Origin of the sequence: Desulfosporosinus acidiphilus SJ4 (genome assembly GCF_000255115.2) — a bacterium.
GTDB classification, from domain to species: Bacteria; Bacillota; Desulfitobacteriia; order Desulfitobacteriales; family Desulfitobacteriaceae; genus Desulfosporosinus; species Desulfosporosinus acidiphilus.
The window spans coordinates 2235189-2257268 of record NC_018068.1 but is presented as its reverse complement, the minus strand read 5'-3'; the positions used below and the strand labels follow the sequence as shown (position 1 = coordinate 2257268).

General features: G+C 39.9%; 23 protein-coding genes. 5 read left to right on the top strand and 18 right to left on the bottom strand.

Annotated elements, in window-relative coordinates:
- The first annotated feature begins 19 nt into the window (after positions 1-19).
- Positions 20-670, top strand: coding sequence for a TVP38/TMEM64 family protein (locus DESACI_RS10430; RefSeq protein ID WP_014827157.1), 651 nt, complete (start codon positions 20-22; stop codon positions 668-670).
- Between the two features lie 116 nt (positions 671-786).
- Here DESACI_RS10430 and DESACI_RS10425 read toward each other — a convergent pair whose 3' ends face one another.
- Positions 787-1416, bottom strand: a complete 630-nt coding sequence (locus DESACI_RS10425; RefSeq protein WP_014827156.1) for an SGNH/GDSL hydrolase family protein — start codon at positions 1414-1416, stop codon at positions 787-789.
- A gap of 120 nt (positions 1417-1536) precedes the next feature.
- On the opposite strand from DESACI_RS10425, the gene DESACI_RS10420 reads away from it, so the two are divergent.
- Positions 1537-2511: a cation diffusion facilitator family transporter gene (locus tag DESACI_RS10420; protein ID WP_014827155.1), complete on the top strand. Its 975-nt coding sequence runs from the start codon at positions 1537-1539 to the stop codon at positions 2509-2511.
- Between the two features lie 80 nt (positions 2512-2591).
- Here the strand turns inward: DESACI_RS10420 and DESACI_RS10415 are convergent, their stop codons facing one another.
- The 8 genes from DESACI_RS10415 to DESACI_RS10385 all read right to left on the bottom strand — a co-directional run bounded on the left by DESACI_RS10415 (position 2592) and on the right by DESACI_RS10385 (position 9259).
- Entirely contained in the window at positions 2592-3092 is a 501-nt protein-coding gene (locus DESACI_RS10415) for a GNAT family N-acetyltransferase (RefSeq protein ID WP_014827154.1), read from the bottom strand.
- Between the two features lie 28 nt (positions 3093-3120).
- Positions 3121-3285 carry an aspartyl-phosphate phosphatase Spo0E family protein gene (locus DESACI_RS23625; RefSeq protein WP_014827153.1) on the bottom strand — a complete coding sequence of 55 codons (165 nt, stop codon included), beginning with the start codon at positions 3283-3285 and terminating at the stop codon, positions 3121-3123.
- 132 nt (positions 3286-3417) lie between these two features.
- Positions 3418-4038 (bottom strand): DNA-3-methyladenine glycosylase family protein, encoded by a 621-nt coding sequence (locus DESACI_RS10410; protein ID WP_014827152.1) that lies wholly within the window; start codon positions 4036-4038, stop codon positions 3418-3420.
- Positions 4039-4296: 258 nt separating this feature from the next.
- Entirely contained in the window at positions 4297-5343 is a 1047-nt protein-coding gene (locus DESACI_RS10405) for a phosphodiester glycosidase family protein (RefSeq protein WP_014827151.1), read from the bottom strand.
- 193 nt (positions 5344-5536) lie between these two features.
- On the bottom strand, positions 5537-6634 hold the full coding sequence (locus DESACI_RS10400; protein WP_014827150.1) for a GIY-YIG nuclease family protein: 1098 nt from the start codon (positions 6632-6634) through the stop codon (positions 5537-5539).
- A gap of 66 nt (positions 6635-6700) precedes the next feature.
- Complete coding sequence (locus DESACI_RS10395) at positions 6701-7900, bottom strand: MFS transporter (protein WP_041276042.1); 1200 nt, start codon at positions 7898-7900, stop codon at positions 6701-6703.
- A gap of 48 nt (positions 7901-7948) precedes the next feature.
- Positions 7949-8527, bottom strand: coding sequence for a peroxiredoxin family protein (locus tag DESACI_RS10390; RefSeq protein WP_014827148.1), 579 nt, complete (start codon positions 8525-8527; stop codon positions 7949-7951).
- 27 nt (positions 8528-8554) lie between these two features.
- A complete protein-coding gene (locus tag DESACI_RS10385; RefSeq protein WP_014827147.1) occupies positions 8555-9259 on the bottom strand; it encodes a cytochrome c biogenesis CcdA family protein in 705 nt (234 codons plus the stop codon).
- Positions 9260-9597: 338 nt separating this feature from the next.
- On the opposite strand from DESACI_RS10385, the gene DESACI_RS10380 reads away from it, so the two are divergent.
- On the top strand, positions 9598-9810 hold the full coding sequence (locus DESACI_RS10380; protein WP_014827146.1) for a (2Fe-2S)-binding protein: 213 nt from the start codon (positions 9598-9600) through the stop codon (positions 9808-9810).
- A 78-nt stretch (positions 9811-9888) separates the two neighbouring features.
- Here the strand turns inward: DESACI_RS10380 and DESACI_RS10375 are convergent, their stop codons facing one another.
- From DESACI_RS10375 to DESACI_RS10350, 6 genes are all read right to left on the bottom strand, one after another.
- Positions 9889-11649, bottom strand: a complete 1761-nt coding sequence (locus DESACI_RS10375; RefSeq protein ID WP_014827145.1) for a cell wall-binding repeat-containing protein — start codon at positions 11647-11649, stop codon at positions 9889-9891.
- A 430-nt stretch (positions 11650-12079) separates the two neighbouring features.
- Entirely contained in the window at positions 12080-12358 is a 279-nt protein-coding gene (locus DESACI_RS10370) for a hypothetical protein (RefSeq protein WP_014827144.1), read from the bottom strand.
- Between the two features lie 101 nt (positions 12359-12459).
- Positions 12460-12888 (bottom strand): hypothetical protein, encoded by a 429-nt coding sequence (locus DESACI_RS10365; RefSeq protein ID WP_014827143.1) that lies wholly within the window; start codon positions 12886-12888, stop codon positions 12460-12462.
- A gap of 3 nt (positions 12889-12891) precedes the next feature.
- Positions 12892-13089, bottom strand: coding sequence for a helix-turn-helix transcriptional regulator (locus DESACI_RS10360; RefSeq protein WP_014827142.1), 198 nt, complete (start codon positions 13087-13089; stop codon positions 12892-12894).
- Between the two features lie 374 nt (positions 13090-13463).
- Positions 13464-13709, bottom strand: a complete 246-nt coding sequence (locus DESACI_RS10355) for a NapC/NirT family cytochrome c (RefSeq protein ID WP_014827141.1) — start codon at positions 13707-13709, stop codon at positions 13464-13466.
- 366 nt (positions 13710-14075) lie between these two features.
- Complete coding sequence (locus DESACI_RS10350; protein ID WP_014827140.1) at positions 14076-17528, bottom strand: pyruvate carboxylase; 3453 nt, start codon at positions 17526-17528, stop codon at positions 14076-14078.
- A 474-nt stretch (positions 17529-18002) separates the two neighbouring features.
- On the opposite strand from DESACI_RS10350, the gene panB reads away from it, so the two are divergent.
- A complete protein-coding gene (gene panB / locus DESACI_RS10345; RefSeq protein ID WP_014827139.1) occupies positions 18003-18836 on the top strand; it encodes a 3-methyl-2-oxobutanoate hydroxymethyltransferase in 834 nt (277 codons plus the stop codon).
- 211 nt (positions 18837-19047) lie between these two features.
- Here panB and DESACI_RS10340 read toward each other — a convergent pair whose 3' ends face one another.
- The 3 genes from DESACI_RS10340 to DESACI_RS10330 all read right to left on the bottom strand — a co-directional run bounded on the left by DESACI_RS10340 (position 19048) and on the right by DESACI_RS10330 (position 21209).
- Positions 19048-19962, bottom strand: a complete 915-nt coding sequence (locus DESACI_RS10340; RefSeq protein WP_041276040.1) for a hypothetical protein — start codon at positions 19960-19962, stop codon at positions 19048-19050.
- Between the two features lie 320 nt (positions 19963-20282).
- Positions 20283-20492 (bottom strand): hypothetical protein, encoded by a 210-nt coding sequence (locus DESACI_RS10335; RefSeq protein ID WP_014827138.1) that lies wholly within the window; start codon positions 20490-20492, stop codon positions 20283-20285.
- A 201-nt stretch (positions 20493-20693) separates the two neighbouring features.
- On the bottom strand, positions 20694-21209 hold the full coding sequence (locus DESACI_RS10330; protein WP_014827137.1) for an Lrp/AsnC family transcriptional regulator: 516 nt from the start codon (positions 21207-21209) through the stop codon (positions 20694-20696).
- Positions 21210-21265: 56 nt separating this feature from the next.
- On the opposite strand from DESACI_RS10330, the gene DESACI_RS10325 reads away from it, so the two are divergent.
- Entirely contained in the window at positions 21266-22018 is a 753-nt protein-coding gene (locus DESACI_RS10325; protein ID WP_014827136.1) for an MBL fold metallo-hydrolase, read from the top strand.
- The last annotated feature ends 62 nt before the right edge of the window (positions 22019-22080 follow it).

The following is a 22080-nucleotide window of genomic DNA, read 5'->3' as shown; positions in this document are numbered from 1 at the left end:
AATATCGGGAGGCTATCTTTTGAAAAAAAAGTATTTCTCATTTCTAACTTTGTTGCTCTCCCTAGCTCTGGTAATTTTCCTTTATCCAAAGCTTCAGCACCCTTTCGCCTTTCAATTCTTCATTAAACGATGGGGAAACCTCAGCCTTTTCATTGACATGTTAATTATTGCACTACTTATGCTCTTTCCTCTAGTTCCTTTTGCTTTAATAGCCGGAGTAAATACTATCTTATATGGTTGGATTGGCGGTTTTTTGCTTTCTCTAGCAGGAAGCCTTTTAGGAGCAGCTATAGGCTTTGGCCTATCCCGATCGCTGGGGCAAGCATGGGCTCAACCCAAAATTGCGGGATTGGGAAAATGGGGAACTCTAATTGAAGGAAATAGCTTTTCCATTGTATTGCTCTCTAGGCTTGTTCCTATTCTTCCATCTGCAGCCGTCAACTATGCGGCAGGATTATCTCAGATGCCTTTTCCCTCCTTTCTCCTCGCCACCTTCTGCGGGAAATTTCCAATGATCATTTGGGAATCTTGGGTAGGACACGACTTTTGGCGAGCTTCCCACCACCCTGGTCGTTTTGTGGTTGCTCTAGGTATGGGAATTTTCATATTTGGATCTGTAGCTCTTTATTGGTACACTACTAACAGAACTGATCCCCAACAAAAAGCTTAATAAATGACTATCATAATTTATATGGTATGTGTTAATTTTATAAATAATTTCAATCTTTTAAGTAAATATAATAAAAGCCTTCACTCATAACTGAAAGAAGGCTGTCTCACGATTTCTTAGGCTCTTAGTAAAGCTCTTGCAATTCTCTGATGACCTATTACGTTGGGATGTGCGTAATCAGGTCCTATTAGCCGTTGCTCCTTCCCATGAAACTCTCGATCTATAAAAGCGACGTTTCCTCCATATCGGTAAGCCCAATCAATAATAATCCTATTAACTTGATCAATAATGAGTTGCGCTTGATTAGAATATTGAGCATAAGGACCTGCCGGTAAGGGGTTGTATATAGCAGCTATTTTCAGAACCGCCGTTGGGTTAATGCTTCTGATTTCTTCCCCGATTTGACACATAGTTTTTCGGAGCGAATAAATGATTAAGGTTAACTGAGTCGGATTAGAAACTCGAGAAGAATTTTTAAAGAACTGAAGTAAGTCGTTTGAACCGATAGTAATAGTCACTAGAGAAGCCTGAGAAATTAAGCGGCGTATTCTAGGATCTTTCTGTAGCAAAACAAGCAGCCCGCCGGTTGTCAAACCGTTTATCCCAAGGTTAAGCAGTTTTAAGTTTGGTTCATGCCTTCTAAGAAATTGGGCATACACAGTCGGAAATGAATAAAGCCCCCCAACACCATAACCAGCCGTAATAGAATCTCCTAAAGCCAGATACAAAGACAAATTCGCACCCACTTCCTATAATCCTTGTTCACTATTAGGGTATGTTTTCCAACTGATTTATGTCACGTGCCGCGAATAAACCCCACTGTTTCTGGGAAGCTAAGAAAAAAACAATTGAATGGTGTGGTTATCGTGAGCAATCTGTGGGAATTAATCAGGAAGGGGAATTCTTCATCTCTCTACGCTTCCTTGGGAAATCTCATCCTCGTCATTATAAAAAGTATTGCTGCTTTCACTAGCGGAAGCGGCGCCATGTTTGCCGAAGCTATGCATACTGGAGCCGATACTGTAAATCAAATCTTTGTTTTTATTGGCAGTATCCTGGCGGAACGAAAGCCAACGCCTCGCTTCCCAACTGGTTTTGGGAGACTCATTAACGTATTTTGTATGGGGGCTGTCATTGTTGTAACGATCATGGCCTATGAAACTGTTCTGGAAGGAATCCATCTAATTAAACATCCCTCATCGTTTCAGGCTCTGGGTTTTACTATCTTTAGTCTTTTGGCCTCAATGGCAACGGATGGTTATGTTCTCCTTAAAGCGATTCGTGAAATCGGAAAGGAGACTCATAGCGATAAAAAAGGACTAAATCTCATCCCTTTTGCTCTTAAAAATGTTAAGAAAGCATCTCCTCCAACACGTCTAGTCTTTTATGAAGACCTAGTTGCAACGTCCGGGGCTGTCCTAGCTCTATTGGCAATACTCCTGACACGGTATACTCCACTCAAATCTCTTGATGGATTCGCCGCCATTATTATTGGTTTACTCATGGGCGTCGTAGTCTTTCGCGTCGGATATGACAATATGGTCGGTCTTATTGGAGTTTCTGCCCCTAAAGAGGTTGAGGATAAAGTATCTCAGATTATCTTTGCCGATTCAGCCGTCACTGATATTAACAAACTGCGTATCCTCCAGGAAGGACGCTTTTATCATGTTGAGAGCTATATCGAGCTAAATAGAGGCTATACTTTAGCAGAGGCCGACAAAATTAAAGCGAGAATCCGTGACCATTTATTAGATTACGAAGATGTCACGGATGTGACCCTTGGCATCATCGAAGATAATGGAATCAGAGACTGGAGATCTATGGAATCAGCTGCTCCTTAAGAGGATCCATAAATACGAAGCGCTAAACATCCATTTTTATAGATGTCTAGCGCTTTTAAATTTTGTGCGTTAATTTAAGCCTACGCTCTAATAATTTTATCGTAACAATAGAAAGGGGCTTCTTTCCCCATAAAATTAATTTCACCAACGAACCGGTAGCCGCACTTTTGAAAAAGAGACTTCATCTTTTCATTTTTAGAATTTGTATCAGTTTTCAGATAAGAAAAATTCAAGCTTTGAGCTAAAGTTTCGGCAAATTGCATTAATTCACTCGCCAAACCACATCTTCTGTAATTCGGATGAACAGACATCCTGTGAATCACCATACCTTCCTGAGGAGATGACCACTGGAGGGTAGAATATTCCTCAGGCTCAACTCTATTTACACAAATAAATGCGGCTAAATTCCCCTCCCGTTCTTTAACGAAGAGATTCCCTGCCCTAATGTCCACTTCAAAATCACTCTGTTGAGGGTAATTTTCATCCCATTGATAATTCTGATAAGAATGCATCTCCAAAATTGTCTCACGGATAATAGCCATGATTTGTGGAATATCATTAATTATTGCTCTTCTAAGCATCCTAAATACTCCTAATAGCATTTTTAATCTAACTAAGGAAATTGGTAATAAGGTTGTGGTAAAGCGTCAAATACGAATCCAGTCGCTGGCTGAGGGTAACCACCTCAGGGTCAATTAAGGATTTGTGTTGGGCTAAGACGACGAGCTGAGATCTTAAACTCTCGATTAGACCTAATATTTCATCCGGATTCATAATCTCCCCTCCCCAACTTACTCCCTTATCTTTTTTTCAAATTCTTGTCAACATATTACTCTAATCGGTTTAATAATTCAATTATTGAGAGGCTTTTTTCGTATCAAAATAAAACAGTGTTTTAAAACGTAATTATATTGATAATGCCCATAAATAGAGCGAGGCAACCGAACCATAAGGAGAATATCTTTTGCGATATCGTTCAAAGGTCTCCTTCGGTAGTTCCTTGAGATTATATAAATTCATCATACCTCTGCAAATGGCCAAGTCTTTAAAACTTAGTACATCGAGACGGTTCAAAGAAAATATAAGAATCATTTCCGCCGTCCAAACGCCTACGCCCCTCAAAGAGGTAAGTTTTGAGATGATATCCAAATCGGACAGACTATTAATATCCTGGAAATCTATGGCACCATTCAGGGCCGAATCCGCAATCCCTTTTATATAACCGGCTTTTCTTTCCGACATTCCGCAGGCTTTGATTTCGGAAAGAGGCACCCGGGCAATGCTCCCGGGTGTTAAATCAGGAATCAGCGATGTCAATCTCATCCAAACAGTTTCTGCTGCCTTATTGGAAATTTGCTGACTAACAATACTAGAGATCAATGCAGTAAAAGGATCAGGTATAATCTCACGCCGAATGAAACCAATCTTATCAATTGCTAAACCAAGCTTTTTATCTTTTCGTTTGAGATAATCAATTTCTTTTTGGCCATAAACGAAGATAGGCTTATTTTTATACAGTTCACCCATAGTTTACCTCTAAAAATGAAATTTTCCACATCCCATTTTATTCATCCAATCGTGAGACTCCCACTTCTTGTAAGTGGGAGTGGCCCCTGGTCTCTGCTTCGGTGGGAGTTGAGTCCCCCCACCGAAGCCCCGATGTTCAGCTTTAGCTGAACGAGTTCACTGCGTATAATTATACACTAAAATGATTAAAACATTAAGCTATTCCTCTTCAAGTACACGTTACCAATTCCGGTGCCAAAATCATATTAATGAGCCGTATTATTTAACGATGAAGAAAGAAGGTATAGAACGTTCACCGTATTGGCTTGACGGATGATTAATCATCTTGCCCCTGTAATAGAGAACTGAAGAAGCACCGCCATCAAGGTTCGCTACGTTATAAGCACCATATTGCAGCATAATATCCTGCACGTCTTTTAGAGTAGCGCCCAATGAACCCATTTGCCGCCCATCAATAACGAGCATCAAAATAGTGCCATCTTCTGTCTGTCCAATAGCTGTCCTGGGAGCGATCCCCCACCCTCCATCTCCTTGAGTTATGGAAGGTTTGCCATCGACCACGAGGAACGGGCTGAACGTAACTGCATCTCGTATATTCATTTGTTTGATTTGTTCTAAGGTATAATGTCCAAGCACTAAAACATTATCACGGTTTAAGCCAATGATATCAAAGGATGAGACTGGATCCTTATGAAGAACTTTGCCATTTGAGATAAGAATCCCTAGCGGTTGGCCCCCATTTCCTGTCCCCTGAGGGTCCTCAAACACTCCGCCATTAATCACAGCCACGGCTCCGTTCTCTTTAGCAATAGCTTCAGCCTTCTCTCCTACTTGGCCCAAATAGCGCGTGGCTGCAACTTTAACACGAGCCGGATTCTGAATCTTTAGCAAGTAGCCTTTAAAATTCTTTTGACTAACGTCGATAAGCTCAATACCAGTGTTTTGGGCCGTATTTTTCGTTTTAACATCATCCGGATGAGAGTTTCCCAGGTTGGTTGCTTTGTTCTTATCCATAATTTTTTGTATCTCTGCTGTGCTGAATAAATCAGTTGCCAGATATTGGTGGTGCAATGTAGTCATGGCAGTAGTTACCCATAATTCACGAAGTGATTCGAAAGGTTCTATTGGGGCAAATAAAAATCCTAAAAAGCACAAGGTAAAGAGTATGAAAAGAGTGGAGAGTCCAATTAAAAACTGCTTAAGCCTTTTTTTCTTGCGGCTATAATAATAAACCCCGGCAGGTTTTCTATTAAATCTCGGTTTCCCGCTTGGATCAGATATTCTTGGAATGCCTGTATTACTCATTTTACCTCCATCCACTACAAATAAACACATATGCTTAAATATCTATATTTTACACCAAATTTCTGCAGATAGATAAACCAAATTTTTCAAACTGCTAAATCCGTCTAAAGAAAACTTGGCTAGAGCTCGATTGATAGCATAAAAAAACGGCCATAAACTCAGTTATAGTCGTTCGTTTTCCATTCTTAAACTATCAAATTAGCTCGCTATAAATTCGATCAATCAAGGAAACAACTTTCGTTTCCAACTTAAATTTATCTTTCGACAAGTATGAGGATGGTATCCAAAAGTGTAGAACGTTACTAGGACTTCTCCTTAAATAGGAGTCGATGATTTGCGCTTCATCTATTTCATTCTGAGTGAGAAGACTGTCTTCTCTTGTTTGAGGGGTGAACGTATCACGGATATTTTGCAATACGTTCAAACTTAATTCACTGCGATCCATGTTCATTAAATCAAAGATTTTTCTGGCGAGAAGCCTATTGCCTTTGATCAAAAATAACTTCAATTTAAATCCATCCATAGGTTCAAAGGCAATAATATTCTTGTTTTTTCTCGCAGTTAATACCAGTTTCTGCTTCCCTAAAACATGTCTTAGCCCTAAATAATAATCGCGATAGATGGCTGCCTTTTCATATTCAAGATTATCGATTGCACGATTGATTTTCCCCGACAATTCCTGCAGAGCTCTCTTGCCGTTCCCGTTGAACAATTGCTGGATTTTGTCTACATAAGCCTTGTATTCCTCAATACTTACCTGACCGGTACAAACACCCAAACATGAACCTAATTCCCGAAAGAGGCAGCCATTCGAACTTTTTTCTAATCTCAGTGAAGGGCATTTACGCAAGGGGTAAAGGTCATTTAAATATTGAACAGTTTTCTCCACATGCTTCAGACTTGGAAACGGGCCAAAATAAACGGCTCCATCAACTTCCTTTTTATTTTTTATAACGATCTTAGGAAAGTCTTCATTAGGAATCGTCAGATAAATGTACTTGGCGCTATTTTTCATCTGCCTATTATACATTGGTTTTTTCTCTTTGATTAGGCGACATTCCTCAATCAAAGCATCTAATTCAGTATCTGTAACTATATACTCAAAGGAATGGATATTTCGTATCATTTCAACGATTTTAGGAGCCCTGTTTTTCGAGTTTCTGAAATATTGTGAAACCCTATTCTTTAAATTCTTGGCTTTACCAATATAGATAATATTCCCCCTAGAATCAAACATTATATAAACACCGGGTTTCTGGGGAAGCTGTTTTAGTTGATCCAGCCTATTCAAAATTTCTCCCCCTTCACGAAGACAATCAAAGTTGATTTATGCTAAAATACTTAATTTGTAAATTGCTTACTTTCTGGCTTCCAGCTTATCGATGTGCAAAAGATCAGGAAATAATCTCATCCACAAGAATGCTACAACGATGGTTCCGATACCCCCAATTAATACAGCCGGCACCGTTCCAAACCAAGAGGCTGTCAGGCCCGATTCAAATTCACCCAGTTGATTAGATGTACCTATAAAGAGCATATTGACGGAACTAACCCTCCCTCTCATGTTATCGGGAGTTTCCATTTGGACAAAGGTCGAACGAATAACGACACTTATCACATCTGATGCACCTAAGAGAATAAGGGCCAGGATAGAAATGATGAAAGACTTTGACAAGGAAAAGATGACCGTGGCAATCCCAAACAAAATCACCGCCATGAACATCGTGCGGCCTACATTTTTCTTCAGAGGATTTCTGGCCAGAAAAGCGGACATCAGCAAAGCACCGACAGCAGGGGCCGAGCGCAGTACGCCGAGTCCGAAAGAACCGATGAATAATATTTTGCTGGCATAAATAGGAAGTAAGGCTGTGGCACCGCCAAAAAGAACCGCGAATAAATCAAGGGAAATAGCTCCCAAGATTACCGGTTTGCTCTTGATAAAGGATATCCCAGCAAATAACGTTTTTAAACTCTTAGGTTCTGTCTTAACTTGCTCCTTCCGTGTAGACACAAATAATATCAACATACTGGACAAAAACATGAGGCTTCCGGTAATGCTGTATACTACACCTGGTCCTAGGGAATAGAGGATACCTCCTAACCCCGGTCCAATAATGACGGCAAACTGAAAAGCTGAAGCGACGAGGGCCGCTGCCCTGGGAAAAATCTCTTCACTGACAATATTAGGGAGCAAAGCCTGCATTGGAGGTCCCTGAAAGGAATTAGCAATGCCAATCAGAAAGATTATGATAAGAATACTTTCTTTGTTAATCCAACCATGGTAACAGCCGAAAGCGAGTAAAAAAACCGCCAGTGCCTCGACACTCTGGCTTATCGAGATAATGAGTTTTCTGTCATAGCGGTCAGCGACATGCCCAACGACCAGAGTCAGAACAATCATAGGCAGAAACTGGACAAGTCCAACAAGTCCTAAATAAAATGCCGATTGAGTTAAGGAATAGATTTGCCATCCTACAGCAACTGTCAGCATTTGAATAGCTAAAGTATTGGCCACCCGGGATATCATTAAAAACGACAGTGATTTGTTCTGCAGCATCGATAAATTGTTAATGGTAATCAGCCCTCTCTCTTTCTGCACCAATGATTAGTTAATGGCCTTTACCATAGTTCCCATCGTTTCCATGGTCATCGGTCCAACGATTGTTTGTCTGATAACTCCCTGGGTATCTATCACAAAACTGGCAGGGATCGATGAAATATTGTACAACTGTGCTGCATCACCCTTCTCATCTAAAAGTACCGGAAATGTAATACTGTCTGTTTTCATAAACGTTGTAACATCATCACGATTTCTCTCTGCTTTTGTTAGATTTACAGACAAAATTTCAATTCCCTTAGATTTGTTCTGAGTTGAAAACTTCTCCATTTCCGGCATCTCCAAGCGGCAAGGAGGACACCAAGATGCCCAGAAATTGAGTATTACCTTTTTGCCGCGCAGACTCGATAGCTTTATAGTCTTTCCGTCAACGCTTTGAAGTTCAAAATCCGGGGCTAAATTTCCCTTTTCTAAGCCAACCGTTGGTTCCTGACCTTGAATCCCCTTTACGGTCGGCCCCGCGGAAATGGTTTTGGGATCGGGGCTTTTACTTTTATTTCCACCGACATTATAAATACCCAAAAGCACCAAAGCTATGATGGGAACCAAAACAATAATTCTTTTCATCTCAAGAATTCCTTTCTGCTTATGTAATCACACGAATCTGGATAACCACGCGCTTATCTTCTCTAGCTGACCGGTAAACATCAGAAAGCCCATAGCAATCAAAATCCACCCATTGACCCAAGAAAGAATGCCTAAGTTTCGATTAATTTTCTTCAAAATAGTGAAGGAATACGTGATAACCACTGAAATCATAAGAAACGGAATACCTAAACCTAGTGAATAAACAAAAAGCAAAACCATTCCGTTATAAACGGTATTAGTAGATCCGGCCAAGAGAAGAATTGAGGATAGGGCCAAACCAACACAGGGCGTCCAACCGGCGCCAAAAGACATGCCCAAAACGAGAGATCTCACAAGATTCATTCTTCCGCCGGTTTTTGCTTCCCAACGTCTTTCCATCATCAAAAAACGAAGTTTCAAGATCCCAGCCATCTGCAAGCCAAAGACAATTACTAATATCCCGCTTATCTTTTCAATTTCTGCGCGATTATGGTTGAAAAGCTTTCCCAAAGCGCTAGCCGATGCTCCCATGATAACAAACACAATACTAAAGCCTATGATAAAACTCAGCGACCGAATCAAAAGCATACGTTTGGGAACTACAATCCTATTATTTTCAAAGGACGAACCGGTTAGATTCGTTACATAGGCTGGAATCAAGGGAAAAACGCAGGGTGAGAGAAAAGATAATATTCCCGAAGTAAAGGCAAATGCTATGGTTACATTTTCCACTGCTCACTCCCCCTCAACAGATAGTACAATTCACACTGCAGGAGTATGCGTAATGAATGCAGTGCAGCGATAAGCTCATACGCTTATCGTCGTGGCCGGCGGCAAGTTCGTTTCAGCCGGCCGAGATGATAAAAATTCTTAATAGATAGAGTATAGCTTTAAGAGGAACACTAAGCAACCAAAATTAAGCTGCCTCAGTTCGATATAGTAATGAACCAAAGGCAGCTTTAATTTCATCAGAATGATGGAATTAAGGTATTTATAGGATAGGCCAGAGATTTTAGAACGAGCAAATAATCTGCTGGCAGCAGAAGCGATTTCAGTATAAGGAGAAACATATGGAAGAAACTATAAACTCAGAAATTATTGATAAGCTTACAAAAGTTTGTATCTGTCAAGGTATATCTAGAGCAACTATTAAAAAGGCTATTGATCATGGGGCCGCGACGATAGAAGAAGTTAAGAAAGCAACCGGAGCAGGCCAAGGCTCTTGTAAGGGCAAACGCTGTTCGGAAAAAATCCAACGACTATTAACTGAGATTAATAACTAAGTTGTTCCTTATGTATTTCCCGGAAGGCATGTGAACTCGTTCAGCTAAAGCTGAACATCGGTGAGTCTCATAATTGGATTAATTTTGATTCTTGGTCTTTTTATAAAGCTTAAACGTTAAGGAGTTCCCCTCTACGCTGCTTCGAATAAGTATGTAAGCCTTGGTATTATTTTTGAATTTAAAGTCTAATTCAGGATAAGCTACTGTGGCGTCCTGCCCCGGAGGGACATAGCTGATTGGCAAGGAATGAGGGTGGCGTTCAATGATTTCTAAATGGGCAAGAATTACAGCATTATAAAGGGTAGAAGAAACTTGGCAAACGCCTCCGCCTAGCCCAGGAGTGAATGAGTCCCCTTCAATAATTAGGGCCTCTTTATATCCTGCCTGGGCGGTTCGTTCTCCAACACTTTGATTGAAAGAGAAACGTTCACCAGGTGCTAAGATTTTTCCATCAAGGGCTTTGGCAGCCAAACGAATGTTTTCAGTCCGGTTGATCAAGCGAGTATCAAAATAAGTAGTATATTGTGCCATGGGTAATGGTTCTTGAACGATTAACCTAAGTTTTATGGTATTGGCAAAACCGTTGACGACTCCGGTATATTCAGTGGTCCCTATCTTACTAGTATCCACCGTCTGACTACTCCACTGAACAGGAACATCAATGATATCGCTGTTGTACAGTGTTGCATGAACCGTAGTGGGTAACGTATAGTTTTCATTTTGCGTAACAGTATTATTAAGGTCAGCGATGGAATAGATGCTCGTTTCTTTTACTGCTCCCAACAATAAATCTTTTGAGTTTGTTAGGATTTCATCAGATATAACGCCACTTCCACCGAAAGTCACTAAATCCGTACTCGAATTAGTTGCCAGAAAACTGCCAAAGTATCCGGCCGTCGATTTGGGCAAGGTTGGAATTGAAGGATCAACCATGATGATTGGGGCACCTTCTTGAGCAGCTACAACACTTCCAGCCAATGCATCAGCAAAACCATAACCGTTGGCAAGAAAGACTGTTGAGGGATGCGGGGCAAATGTCTCAGCAATCAATACATTGGTATCAAACCGTGATTGTCCCATCAAGCGTTGGATCTTCGTATCCGGCAATAGGTTACTGATTTCAGATTTAACATTGTCAGAGATGGCTATTTCCCCTCCGGTTATATAGATTTGCGAAGGTTTAAGATGTCTTAGATAATTTTTCATTTCTTCCGGGAGCTCATCTGGCGGCGATAAAAGGATTGGCCAATCCTTATTTGCTGCAAAACTAGAAATACTTAAAGCATCAGAATATTGATTCCCGGAAGATATCACAAGGGCAGATCCCGTCGTGGTGTTAAGCGAAGCAGCAATTTTATAGGATGTATCATATCTGTCCATACCCGCAATTCTTATAATATGCGAATAACCTAGTTCATAAAGTTTATCTTCAAACTCGTTCCCGATAATTCCTGTTCCGCCAATAATGTAAACGGTCCCTTGGGGATCAAGATGCTGACGAACATAGTCAAAGGCATCTTGAGATTTAGCAACCGTTGTATCAACTAAGAGGATTGGGGCTTTCTTTTCATGAGCCAAAACACTGGCAGATATTCCGTCGGCAAAATCATTTCCTGTTGCTAAGATAACACTTTGGATTTTTTCATGACAATAATACTCAGCGATAGCCTTGGCAGTTCCGAATTCAGTTTGGCCGGCAAGCCGATTCATGGTAACACTTCGCGGTTGACTAGTATTCGAACTTAAATCACTCGTGTTATTGGTGGCTGCAAAGACGGGAAGGGCTGCAATCAGCGTACTCCAAACAATCATAATTAATACTATCATCTTTTTCCTCATCAACTACTCACTCCTTCAATTATCTGGATAATTATCTCACGCAGCAGAAATGAAGACTGTCGAAGAGAGCATTGTGATGAGGCGCTATTAATTGATAATAGTGTCCTATTTAAGCGAATTTGGATTATTATTCCATTCCGCTGTTTCATTAATTTTTTTCAATAAAAAAGGACAGCCATTAGAGGCTGATCCCTTTTTGATACTGTAGGTAATTTTGTAGAATTCAATAATAAGTTATTTATCGGATCGTCAATTTCTAAATACATTTCATAGATTAACAGCCTAATCATCATTAATTCGCTAAAGTATGCCCTTATCACCTCTTCATAAAAATTATGTTTAAATTATGTTCCTGGTTTATTCTTAAGAATTTAACCTTTTGGGATTCGTGTTGTCAATTTTTTAATTGGTTAGCAGTACTAGCCCCTCTCTACAGTTCCTTGAAGCGAAACCGAAAGTTTGAAACAACTTCTTCGAACTCGGGAAATCCCTCATTCTGTAGTAAACGTCCGTAATTAGCATGCTTTGTATTAGTATCCACCACTGTGGTCCAAAAGTATTGAATCATCCCTTGGGCATCTCTTTGTTTCATCCGCAAACGCAACCCGCGAGTTGCTTTCTTAAAGCGATCTGATGCGGATGTCGATTGTAAAATGGGGTTAAATAAATTAATTTCCAGAAAATCGAGAATCTCTTGCTCTTTAGTCATAACTCCCCTCCTACTCTCTGATCGTTTATAAGTGAAGAAAGGTATTTTACTAAAGACTATGAGACAAGTTGCCATCCTATGATAAATTCCTTGAGTTCAGATTACATTCGCTTTCCATAATAATTGAAAAGAATAATAGATAAACCTAACTGGATGAACATAATTGCAGCAACCATTAAGATAAAGACACTTTTGGCTCCCATAAAACTCATAGTCATTACCAAGAGACTTAGAAGATAAATTAATATTTGATTAATTTTTGCTCCAACCTTTTCTTTTAAACGAATATTCCTTTCATCATTAAGCTCAATGGCAATTCTGCGTTTCATTTTTTCACTCTCCGTATGGGATACTAAAAGAACATCAAAGAACTTTCCTATTCCAAGACAAAATAAAGCAGCCCCTAAACCTATGCCAAGGCCTGAAATTTGCTTTACATCACGGCTTACAAGTACAAATCCCCCAAGGTAGAACAACACAGCTCCTGCAATCGTTAGAAGAATGTATAACCATAGTTTATTTCTTTTCATGACCTACTCCTCCTCATAAATAAATATCTCTTCAATACTCAAATTAAATAAATGTGCAATTTTAAATGCCAGAATAATTGATGGATTATAACGCCCGTTTTCCAAAGAACTAATAGTTTGTCTTGATACTTCTAGCCTATCGGCCAGTTCCTCTTGGGTTATTCCCCGCTGCTTCCTAATTTCTTCGAGCCTATTTTTCAAATTCATTCCTCCATGCGGTATTGTAAAGTTTACTTTCCATTAATATTAACATCATTCCTTCATAATGTAAAACTAGCTTTACAACCTTCCTACAATCTCCAGTGTAGAGTATCACACTTGTTTAAGGAGACTCTTGGACAATCCAGCTGCATGCGTATGCTTAACGAGTTGCATTGTGGCGATAAGCTCGTCCACTTATCGTCGCAGCCAGCGACTACCTGGCTGCAATTATGCCAGAAGACGAAGACACAATCTTCGAACATACTAATTCTTCTTGCAGTATACCAACGGAAGCCTATACTTTCCTCTAGCAATAAAAAAAGCTGCTCAAAAGCAGCCCAATATGAATAACGAGAATAATTTGAAGCGTTTTATCACAATTGCTTATAACCTTTTAAATCGGGTCTTAAATAAATATCTACTGCATGCCCTGTATCCCTATGGCAATCCAAACAGTTTACATTTTTATGGGCCGCAGTCTGCCAGGATGTAACATATTTATTGACTTCATGACATGACCCACAAAAGTTGGGGCCGGAAGTGGCATAATAACCGACCTGAAATAAGACATATAATCCAACAACAGTAATCCCACTTCCCAAAAGAATCTTCTTCCACATATTGATCCGTCTCCAATATTTCTTTAATGAATACTGTAGTATGGAGTGGGATAGTTTTCCCAATAACCACATTTTCGGCATAGCACGATTTCACGATGATTTATAAAGGTGTAATAAAACGTCTCACTTTTACATTTCGGACACAATAATGCCATGGAAAGGCCCCTTTTCAAATTTCTGCATACACATAACATTTGAGAAAACGAAAGAGTTTATACTGGTAATTTTCTTTATATATCATGACCCAGTCTATAATAAAGACTCAAATCCTTAAAATAACTCTATACTCTAAGGAAAAACCCGTTGTAATTTAAGTCAATTTAAATCACAACGGGTTAAATGATTAGTTAATCTATTCTCTGATAGTTACTTAACAACGATTAAGAGTTCTCCGGCCTTAACCTGTTGTCCTTCCTTGATATTTACTGAGCTGACAATACCAGAAACGGTACTTGTTATCCTAGTTTCCATTTTCATTGCTTCGATAACAGCAAGCGTCTTGTTTTCCGTGACCTTGTCACCCTCTTTAACCATTAAGGTCACAACCGTTCCTGGGATAGGAGATCCAATTTCATTCTTATTGTCTGGGTCCGCCATTTCCGTTAGGTTATAGTCCCCTGACTGGCTAAGAAGGTTGATGTTGCTCCAGTTTTTGTCTTTGATTTTGATCTCTCTTCTGTTCCTATTGACTTCGAATATCAGCGTTCTGTATCCTTCCAAATCCGGCTTTTCAATGGAGCTGAGCTTAATCATCAGGCTCCTTCCTTCCGCCACCTCAGCCTCAATAATTTCTCCTTCACTCAGACCATGAAAGAACACATCGCTTCCCAGGCGGCTTAGGTCCCCGTATTCGCCCACAATTTTCATAAATCCTTCAAATACTTCCGGATACAAGGCATAACTAAGAACCTCTTTCCTTGATGGTGTCACTTCAAATTTATCCTTAAGGTGCTTGGAGATTCTGTCAAAATCCTCATCTGGAAGCAGTTCGCCTGGACGTTCGGTGATCGGCTTTTCTCCCTTCAACACAAGCTTCTGAAGTTTCTCCGGGAATCCCCCCATCGGCTGACCGATCATACCCATGAAAAATGCCACCACCGAATCAGGGAATGTCATATTTTTTGCTTTTTCATAAATATTCTCGGGGGTGAGGTGATTCTGAACCATAAATATGGCGAAATCCCCTACAACTTTTGACGAAGGTGTGACTTTTACAATATCCCCCAACATCACATTAACTTGCTTATACATTTCTTTAATTTCGTCAAACTTATGACCAAGGCCAAAACTTTCCACTTGAGGCTTTAGGTTTGAATACTGTCCTCCTGGAATCTCATATTTGTATATTTCGGCAGATCCCGATTTTAATCCCGACTCGAATTTACCGTATACCGGCCTGACTGCCTCCCAGTAGTCAGAAACCTTTTGAATTCCTTTAAGATCAACGCCAGGATCCCTTTCCGTATTTCTCAGGGCTGCCGCAATAGAATTCATGGCAGGTTGACTTGTCAAACCCGACATACTGTTAAAGGCAGTATCCACAATATCTACCCCAGCTTCCACCGCCATAAGGACCGTTGCCACTCCATTGCCTGTAGTATCGTGTGTATGAAGATGAATGGGGATTCCAATCTCGTTCTTCAAGGCACCGACAAGTTTAAAAGCTGCGTGGGGCTTCAGGAGAGCCGACATATCTTTAATACACAGGATATGGGCCCCGGTTTTTTCTATCTCTTTAGCAAGCTTTATATAGTAATCCAGGTTATATTTTTCCCTCCTGCTGTCGAGGATATCTCCCGTATAGCAGATACAGGCTTCGGCGACCTTCCCGTTCTTTAATACTTCGTCAATAGATATTTCCATCCCCCTGAGTTCGTTAAGGGAATCAAAGATTCTAAAAACATCAATACCCGAAACTGCCGACTCTTTAATAAATTCTCTGATGACATTGTCGGGATAGTTTTTATAACCTACGCCATTGGCTCCCCTGATGAGCATTTGAAATAGAATGTTGGGAACTCTTTTACGCAGCTGCTCCAACCGCTCCCAGGGAGATTCCTTCAGAAATCTGTAAGCTACATCAAAAGTTGCGCCGCCCCACATTTCAAGAGAAAAAAGATCTTTGCCAAAGACCGATGTCGCCTTGGCTATTTTAATCATATCCTTGCTCCTGATCCTGGTGGCCATCAGCGATTGATGAGCATCCCGCATGGTGGTGTCTGTGAGCAGCACCTTCTTCTGGGCTTTTACCCAGCTAACCAGTCCCTCTGGCCCTTGAGCATCGAGGATCTGCCTTGTTCCGCTCAGATCGTTGGGATTAACCCCGTCGATCTGAGGCACCTTTGGAACATCATATTGCAATTTTATACCCATTGTCTCGTTAACTACGATATTGCCAAGGAATTTAAGCAGCCTGCTTTCATCATCCGTCTTATGTGTAAGAGAGATTAGATCAGGATTTTCTTCGATGAAACCGGTATGACATTCTCCTTTTAAAAACTGCGGGTGATTGAGAACATTAATTAAAAATCCGATATTCGTTTTAACCCCTGTAATCTGGGTCTCAGTTATAGAGCGAATTGACTTTTTAATAGCATCCTGGAAACTTCTGGACCAAGAAATGTTTTTGACGAGAAGACTGTCATAATAAGGGCTAATCTCAGCGCCGGTGAATCCATTGCCGCCATCCAGCCTGATCCCAAATCCCGAACCGGTCCTGTAGGACTCAATCTTCCCAGTGTCCGGCGCGAAATTATTGGTGGGATCTTCCGTTGTGATTCTACACTGAATGGAGTACCCGTTAAGCATGATATCCTCCTGCGAGTTTATCCCGATCTCAGGAGAATTTAAGGCGTAGCCTTGGGCAATCTTGATCTGGGCCTGTACAATATCTATCCCGGTAACCATTTCCGTAACCGTATGCTCAACCTGAATCCGTGGATTCATTTCAATAAAATAATAATTTCCCTGGTTATCAACCAAAAATTCGAGGGTTCCGGCACTTCGATAGTTAACAGCCTTGGCAATCTTCAAGGCATCCTGATAAATGTTGTTTCGTATTTCCTGAGGGATGGAAAAGGCGGGCGTGAATTCCACAACTTTCTGGTGCCTTCTTTGGATAGAACAATCCCGTTCAAACATATGAACAATATTTCCGTACTTATCACCGAGAACCTGCACTTCGATATGTTTGGGTTTTTCGATAAATTTCTCCATAAAAATATGATCAATGCCGAAGGCTTTTTTAGCCTCGTTTTTAGCACTTAAGAAAGCAGATTCCAGCTCGCTCTCGTCCCTGACGACCCTCATGCCCCTTCCGCCGCCACCGGCAGCTGCCTTAAGCATCAATGGGTAACCGCATTCTGTCATATGCCTTCTTGCGTCAGCCACCGTTTTGACATCCCTCTCATACCCGGGGATGATCGGGACTCCCACTTCTTTGGCGACGATCTTAGACTTGATCTTGTCCCCTAACCGTTCCATCATCTCCGCCGTCGGTCCGATGAATTCGATGCCTTCCTGCTCGCAACGCCTGGCGAATTCTGGGTTTTCCGATAAAAAGCCGTAGCCTGGATGAATAGCATCTACACCCTTCTTAATGGCCAAGCTGATGATCTCCTCAATATTAAGATAAGCGTCAACTGGACTTTTACCTTCACCAATGAGATAAGCTTCATCGGCTTTGCTTCTAAAAAGAGAATATTTATCTTCGTTGGAATAAATGGCTACCGTCCTTATTCCCAACTCATTGCAAGCTCTGAATACCCTAATGGCGATTTCACCTCTGTTGGCGACCATCACCCTTTTAAAATTTCCCATGAATGTCTTCCCCCATCATTTAGTTGATCTAAATCAATCTTTGCTGATATAGTTTAGTACCTTCATATCATTTACCCCAGCACTAAAACTTATAGTAAATACTCTAATTATACTTTATAATCAGCCTTAAAACATTTTTTTCTGTTGTTATACAGTATACAAGCTTTTTTTTAAGAAATTCTCAAAACCGTATACTTAATATCAGATGCCATATTTGATAATTACGTGGCCATACTACTTTAATTTAAAAAGGATTTAGTAATAGTCAAGACACAAGTAACCTGATATACTCATTTTGGGCAGTATCATTTGAACTGCACCTAAATGGTATCCAAAAAATTTAAGTGATTCTGCCTAGACCTGTTACAGGCAAGGACAGAGGGATGAAACTGTTATATTTAAAAGTTCCTTCTGTTAAAGGAACTTTTTTTGTTAACTTGTTTCTCGCCTCTCCTGAAAAAAGGAGGAGAAATGATGAAATCCACAAAAGACTTCTTGGAAATGAAAAACCAACGAAAAAAGATTGTTATGGTAACCGCCTACGATTATCCCTCAGCCAAGCTGGCCGAACAAGCAGATGTTGATATGATTCTTGTAGGTGATTCTTTGGGCAATGTTGTACTAGGATATGATTCCACCGTCTATGTGGCGATGGAGGACATGATTCATCATGCTAAGGCTGTAAAACGTGGGGCTTGTGATACTTTCATTGTAGTGGATATGCCCTTTATGAGTTATCATCTCTCAATTAGGGATACACTTATAAATGGAGCCAGACTTATTCAAGAAACCGGTGCTCATGCTGTTAAAGTTGAAGGAGCTGACAAAGTGCTTGAACATATTGAAGCACTTGTAAAAGCCGGTATACCTGTTATATCTCATCTGGGACTTACTCCCCAATCAGTGGGAGTCCTTGGCGGATTTAAAGTTCAGGGTAAAGACGCCGAAAGTGCCCGGCAAATCGTCGAAGATGCCAAGCGCTGCCAAGACGCAGGGGCATTTGCGGTTTTGCTCGAATGTGTTCCCAAACAACTCGCTGAGGAAATATCTTCATTATTGACAGTCCCTACAATAGGGATCGGGGCAGGGGTTCATACTGATGGCCAAGTGCTTGTTTACCATGATATTCTCACTTATGGTATAGAACGTGTTTCGAAGTTTGTTAAACCCTATGCTGATATTAATAAGCAAATTACCAACGGTTTAAGAACATATGTACATGAAATACGTAGTGAGCTTTTCCCAGATGACCAGCACAGCTTTACGATGAAAGAGGAAGAATTAAAGTTCCTTTATGGAGGCAAGTAGTGATAGTAAGGAGTGTGGCAACTTTTTTAAAGTTTTGCCACACTCCCATTTTTATTCTTCAACGAACACTCTTTTCTATATCGCTAATTTTTCATGGATAAATGGAGTATGTCTTTTGGTAATTGGACGTGGAATTTTTCTCTCTCAAATCCTTCCGGATCAGTTGATGGCAGAAACTTCGGATTTCTCATGGATTGAGGAAAAGGACTAACTAAAATTTTCGAGCAAGAAAGTTCGTTACAGTTTGTATATCTTTGTTGCTACCTGATTCGTTAATTTCTTGATCTAATTTTAGATTATTATTGAAAGACCCATCTGTATTTTGAATATAGACTGTAGCTAAACAATTGCTATGATCATCTTCATCAGCGACGATAATGATTATATCTTTTAATCCGTCTTTATTTACATCATTAAAGGAAACCGCTTTAACGTCAACTCTATAGGGTAGTGTTGCGGCAAAATCATAGAGGATATCCCCATCTTTGTTCGTTAAATAGAACTCAACGGGTACATGATTACCACCCGTAAGTTTACCCGCAACGAATTTAACGTTGCCCCAGGAATTTAAATTGACCATAAACGATTGACTTTCAATTGGACTAAAGCCCTTTATGTCCTTAATATTCTCTGGCGCAAATTCAAAGGTTCCTTCTGGTGGTTGTACCGTCTTTTTTGATTTATCTATTATTTTAATAGTTGCGTCTATTTTATTTTTTGATTTTAAGATAAATTCGAGTGTTCCCTTATTTCCTTGTGAATCAAAATACTGACATTCAGCAGTATCCTTGTCAATTGTTCCTTCAAAATCAACCTCAATACTGGGCAGCTTACTATCGGTTTGAAGATTGTTAAGTAAGTTTAATTTCCCGGTTACTTTACCATTTTCGATTTTTGAGAACGCAAATGAAACTTCACTTGTTGCATTTCTATTCTGCCATATCTTCTTAACATACTGACTATAATCCAATGAATCACTGGTCGTAAGTTTATCACTTGACCCCATTGTCCCTGTGGAGGCTTTTTCATTAGAATGTTGAGTAGTATCTGTCAAGTTGTTGTTATTTCCACATCCTGTCAAGAGAAGAGACACTGCAATTATTGCCAATAATATTTTTTTAGTCATTGTTACCCTCACTATTAATATTTTTATCTTATTTCTAGACCATCGACGATTACCGATGGTCTCCCCCGCTAAGTTAATTACCACATCAATGTCCAACAGTTCGCAATTAGTCCATTCTATGGCCTTAACCCTATTATCTAAGCTATTTTTGACTCTGTTGGGATTCCTTATTGCAACTTATCCGTTAGCAAGCAATTCCTCTTTCAAGTTTCTTCCTACAAAACCCGAACCGTCAAAAATCAAAACATTCATAGTTCACCTCAATACCCAGGCAAATTAGTCATTCTTTTGATTATTTCGGAATTTATTGATACATTGGTTCATTCATCCTCAACAAGCCTTGCCACATCAAAGCCACACTTTTTGCACTTACCTTTCAGTAAAATGCCAAACTTGTCATTAAGCAAAGTGTACTCAACTATCGTTGTTACCCCACATTTGGAACAAAATACGTTATTTAAGAGACGCTGCTGAATATTTGGTGGGATTTTTGACCACTTTTTTACTGCTTCAAAATCTGCAACCGACATACACTAATCACCTTTTCCTCATCTCAAATTAAGACTAAACTGCTTTAAGCGTAAAGTGCAAAATAATAATCTCATTTCCGATAAACTATATTTATACTTACTATTATATATTTCCTTCAATATAAGATAAATTTCCTTTCTAAAAGTAGTAAAGAAATGGCCGAATATATAATATTCTAATTTCTTTCCTATCCACTTTTTCTAAGTCTCCGGCGGCTTATCATCGTTAAAGGGCGAAAGAGAAATGAGTTTTTCTGTTATTTTTTTAATTGAAAGATTCACTCTGTAGTTACCGAATTCCAATATCTCATCCAAGAAATTTGTCAACTCGGCATGATCATTAGCTTGAACTTTGAGTAAATAACATCCCTCACCACTTACACGATGGGCTTCTTCAATCAGCGAATGCTTCCCAATAAATTTTTGAAACCTTGAGTGATCTGTTGTCTTCATAAAAACTGTAACAAAGGCTTCTAAATGTTTACCGTGTATTGACTCATCTACAGAAACCGTAAATCCTTTAATAACTCCTATTTGTTCTAATCTTCGCACTCTATTGGCAACCGCTTGGCCGGTTAAATGGACACGCTCACCAATCTCTTGCCACTGTAGCCTGGAATTCTGTTTCAGTAGGTTGATAATCTCACGATCCGTTTGGTCAATTAATTTGCTCCAATTATTTTGATTGTGAAAGTTATCTGCTTTATATTGATTCACCAATCAATCAGATCCTTTCTTATAATTAATACAAGAAAACCAAGGAGGATGATCCAATGGAAATTCAGTTAATCCGTCACGCTACAATGTTACTTAAAATTAATCAGAAGAGGTTTTTAGTAGACCCAATGTTCAGCCCCAAAAATACACTCGAAGCTATTCCAGGAGTAGCAAATTCCAATAGAAACCCTTTAACAGATCTGCCAAAAGACGCAGCTGCTCTAATCAATGTAGATGCCGTATTGGTAACTCACACCCATCGAGACCACTTTGATCATACGGCCATCGAAATGCTGCCTAAAGATATTTTGATGTTTGGTCAGCCCTCTGACGCTGAAAAACTTGCTGAACACGGATTTACCAATACAAAACTGCCGCTGGAATCATGCGCTTGGAACGAAATATTGATATTTCGAACTAATGGAAAACACGGCACAGGTGATATTGGAGAAAAGATGGGACCTGTCTCTGGCTTTGTTCTCCGCTCTCCTCAAGAACCATCCCTTTATATTGCTGGAGATTCCATTTTTTGCGACGATGTTGAGCAGGCTTTAGAGAAATACCATCCTGACATAACCGTTGTTTTTGCCGGAGCAGCGCAATTTAGTTCCGGAGACCCCATCACTATGACGAAACAAGATATTTGCCTCCTGGCAAGAAAAGCGCCCTATACAAAAATTATCGTTGTTCACATGGAGTCCTGGAATCATTGTGCCCTTTCTCGTTCGGAACTGAAACAATATATTGATGAAGAAAAACTATCAAATCAAATCTATGTACCCAATGATGGAGAAATAATGATTTTCTAAAATATAAATAACGATACATTAGGCTTTTATAGTCTGAATTATTTTCCAAATATCTCCTTCAA

Excerpts from the sequence above, each read along its gene's own strand:
- DESACI_RS10325 (WP_014827136.1), top strand. The coding sequence starts at position 21,266 with ATGGAAATTCAGTTAATCCGTCACGCTACAATGTTACTTAAAATTAAT.
- panB (WP_014827139.1), top strand. The coding sequence starts at position 18,003 with ATGAAATCCACAAAAGACTTCTTGGAAATGAAAAACCAACGAAAAAAG.
- DESACI_RS10365 (WP_014827143.1), bottom strand. The coding sequence starts at position 12,888 with ATGAAAAGAAATAAACTATGGTTATACATTCTTCTAACGATTGCAGGA.
- DESACI_RS10335 (WP_014827138.1), bottom strand. The coding sequence starts at position 20,492 with ATGTCGGTTGCAGATTTTGAAGCAGTAAAAAAGTGGTCAAAAATCCCA.
- DESACI_RS10415 (WP_014827154.1), bottom strand. The coding sequence starts at position 3,092 with ATGCTTAGAAGAGCAATAATTAATGATATTCCACAAATCATGGCTATT.
- DESACI_RS10390 (WP_014827148.1), bottom strand. The coding sequence starts at position 8,527 with ATGAAAAGAATTATTGTTTTGGTTCCCATCATAGCTTTGGTGCTTTTG.
- DESACI_RS10340 (WP_041276040.1), bottom strand. The coding sequence starts at position 19,962 with ATGACTAAAAAAATATTATTGGCAATAATTGCAGTGTCTCTTCTCTTG.
- DESACI_RS10350 (WP_014827140.1), bottom strand. The coding sequence starts at position 17,528 with ATGGGAAATTTTAAAAGGGTGATGGTCGCCAACAGAGGTGAAATCGCC.
- DESACI_RS10380 (WP_014827146.1), top strand. The coding sequence starts at position 9,598 with ATGGAAGAAACTATAAACTCAGAAATTATTGATAAGCTTACAAAAGTT.
- DESACI_RS10370 (WP_014827144.1), bottom strand. The coding sequence starts at position 12,358 with ATGACTAAAGAGCAAGAGATTCTCGATTTTCTGGAAATTAATTTATTT.
- DESACI_RS10355 (WP_014827141.1), bottom strand. The coding sequence starts at position 13,709 with ATGTGGAAGAAGATTCTTTTGGGAAGTGGGATTACTGTTGTTGGATTA.
- DESACI_RS10410 (WP_014827152.1), bottom strand. The coding sequence starts at position 4,038 with ATGGGTGAACTGTATAAAAATAAGCCTATCTTCGTTTATGGCCAAAAA.
- DESACI_RS10395 (WP_041276042.1), bottom strand. The coding sequence starts at position 7,900 with ATGCTGCAGAACAAATCACTGTCGTTTTTAATGATATCCCGGGTGGCC.
- DESACI_RS10405 (WP_014827151.1), bottom strand. The coding sequence starts at position 5,343 with ATGAGTAATACAGGCATTCCAAGAATATCTGATCCAAGCGGGAAACCG.
- DESACI_RS23625 (WP_014827153.1), bottom strand. The coding sequence starts at position 3,285 with ATGAATCCGGATGAAATATTAGGTCTAATCGAGAGTTTAAGATCTCAG.
- DESACI_RS10375 (WP_014827145.1), bottom strand. The coding sequence starts at position 11,649 with ATGAGGAAAAAGATGATAGTATTAATTATGATTGTTTGGAGTACGCTG.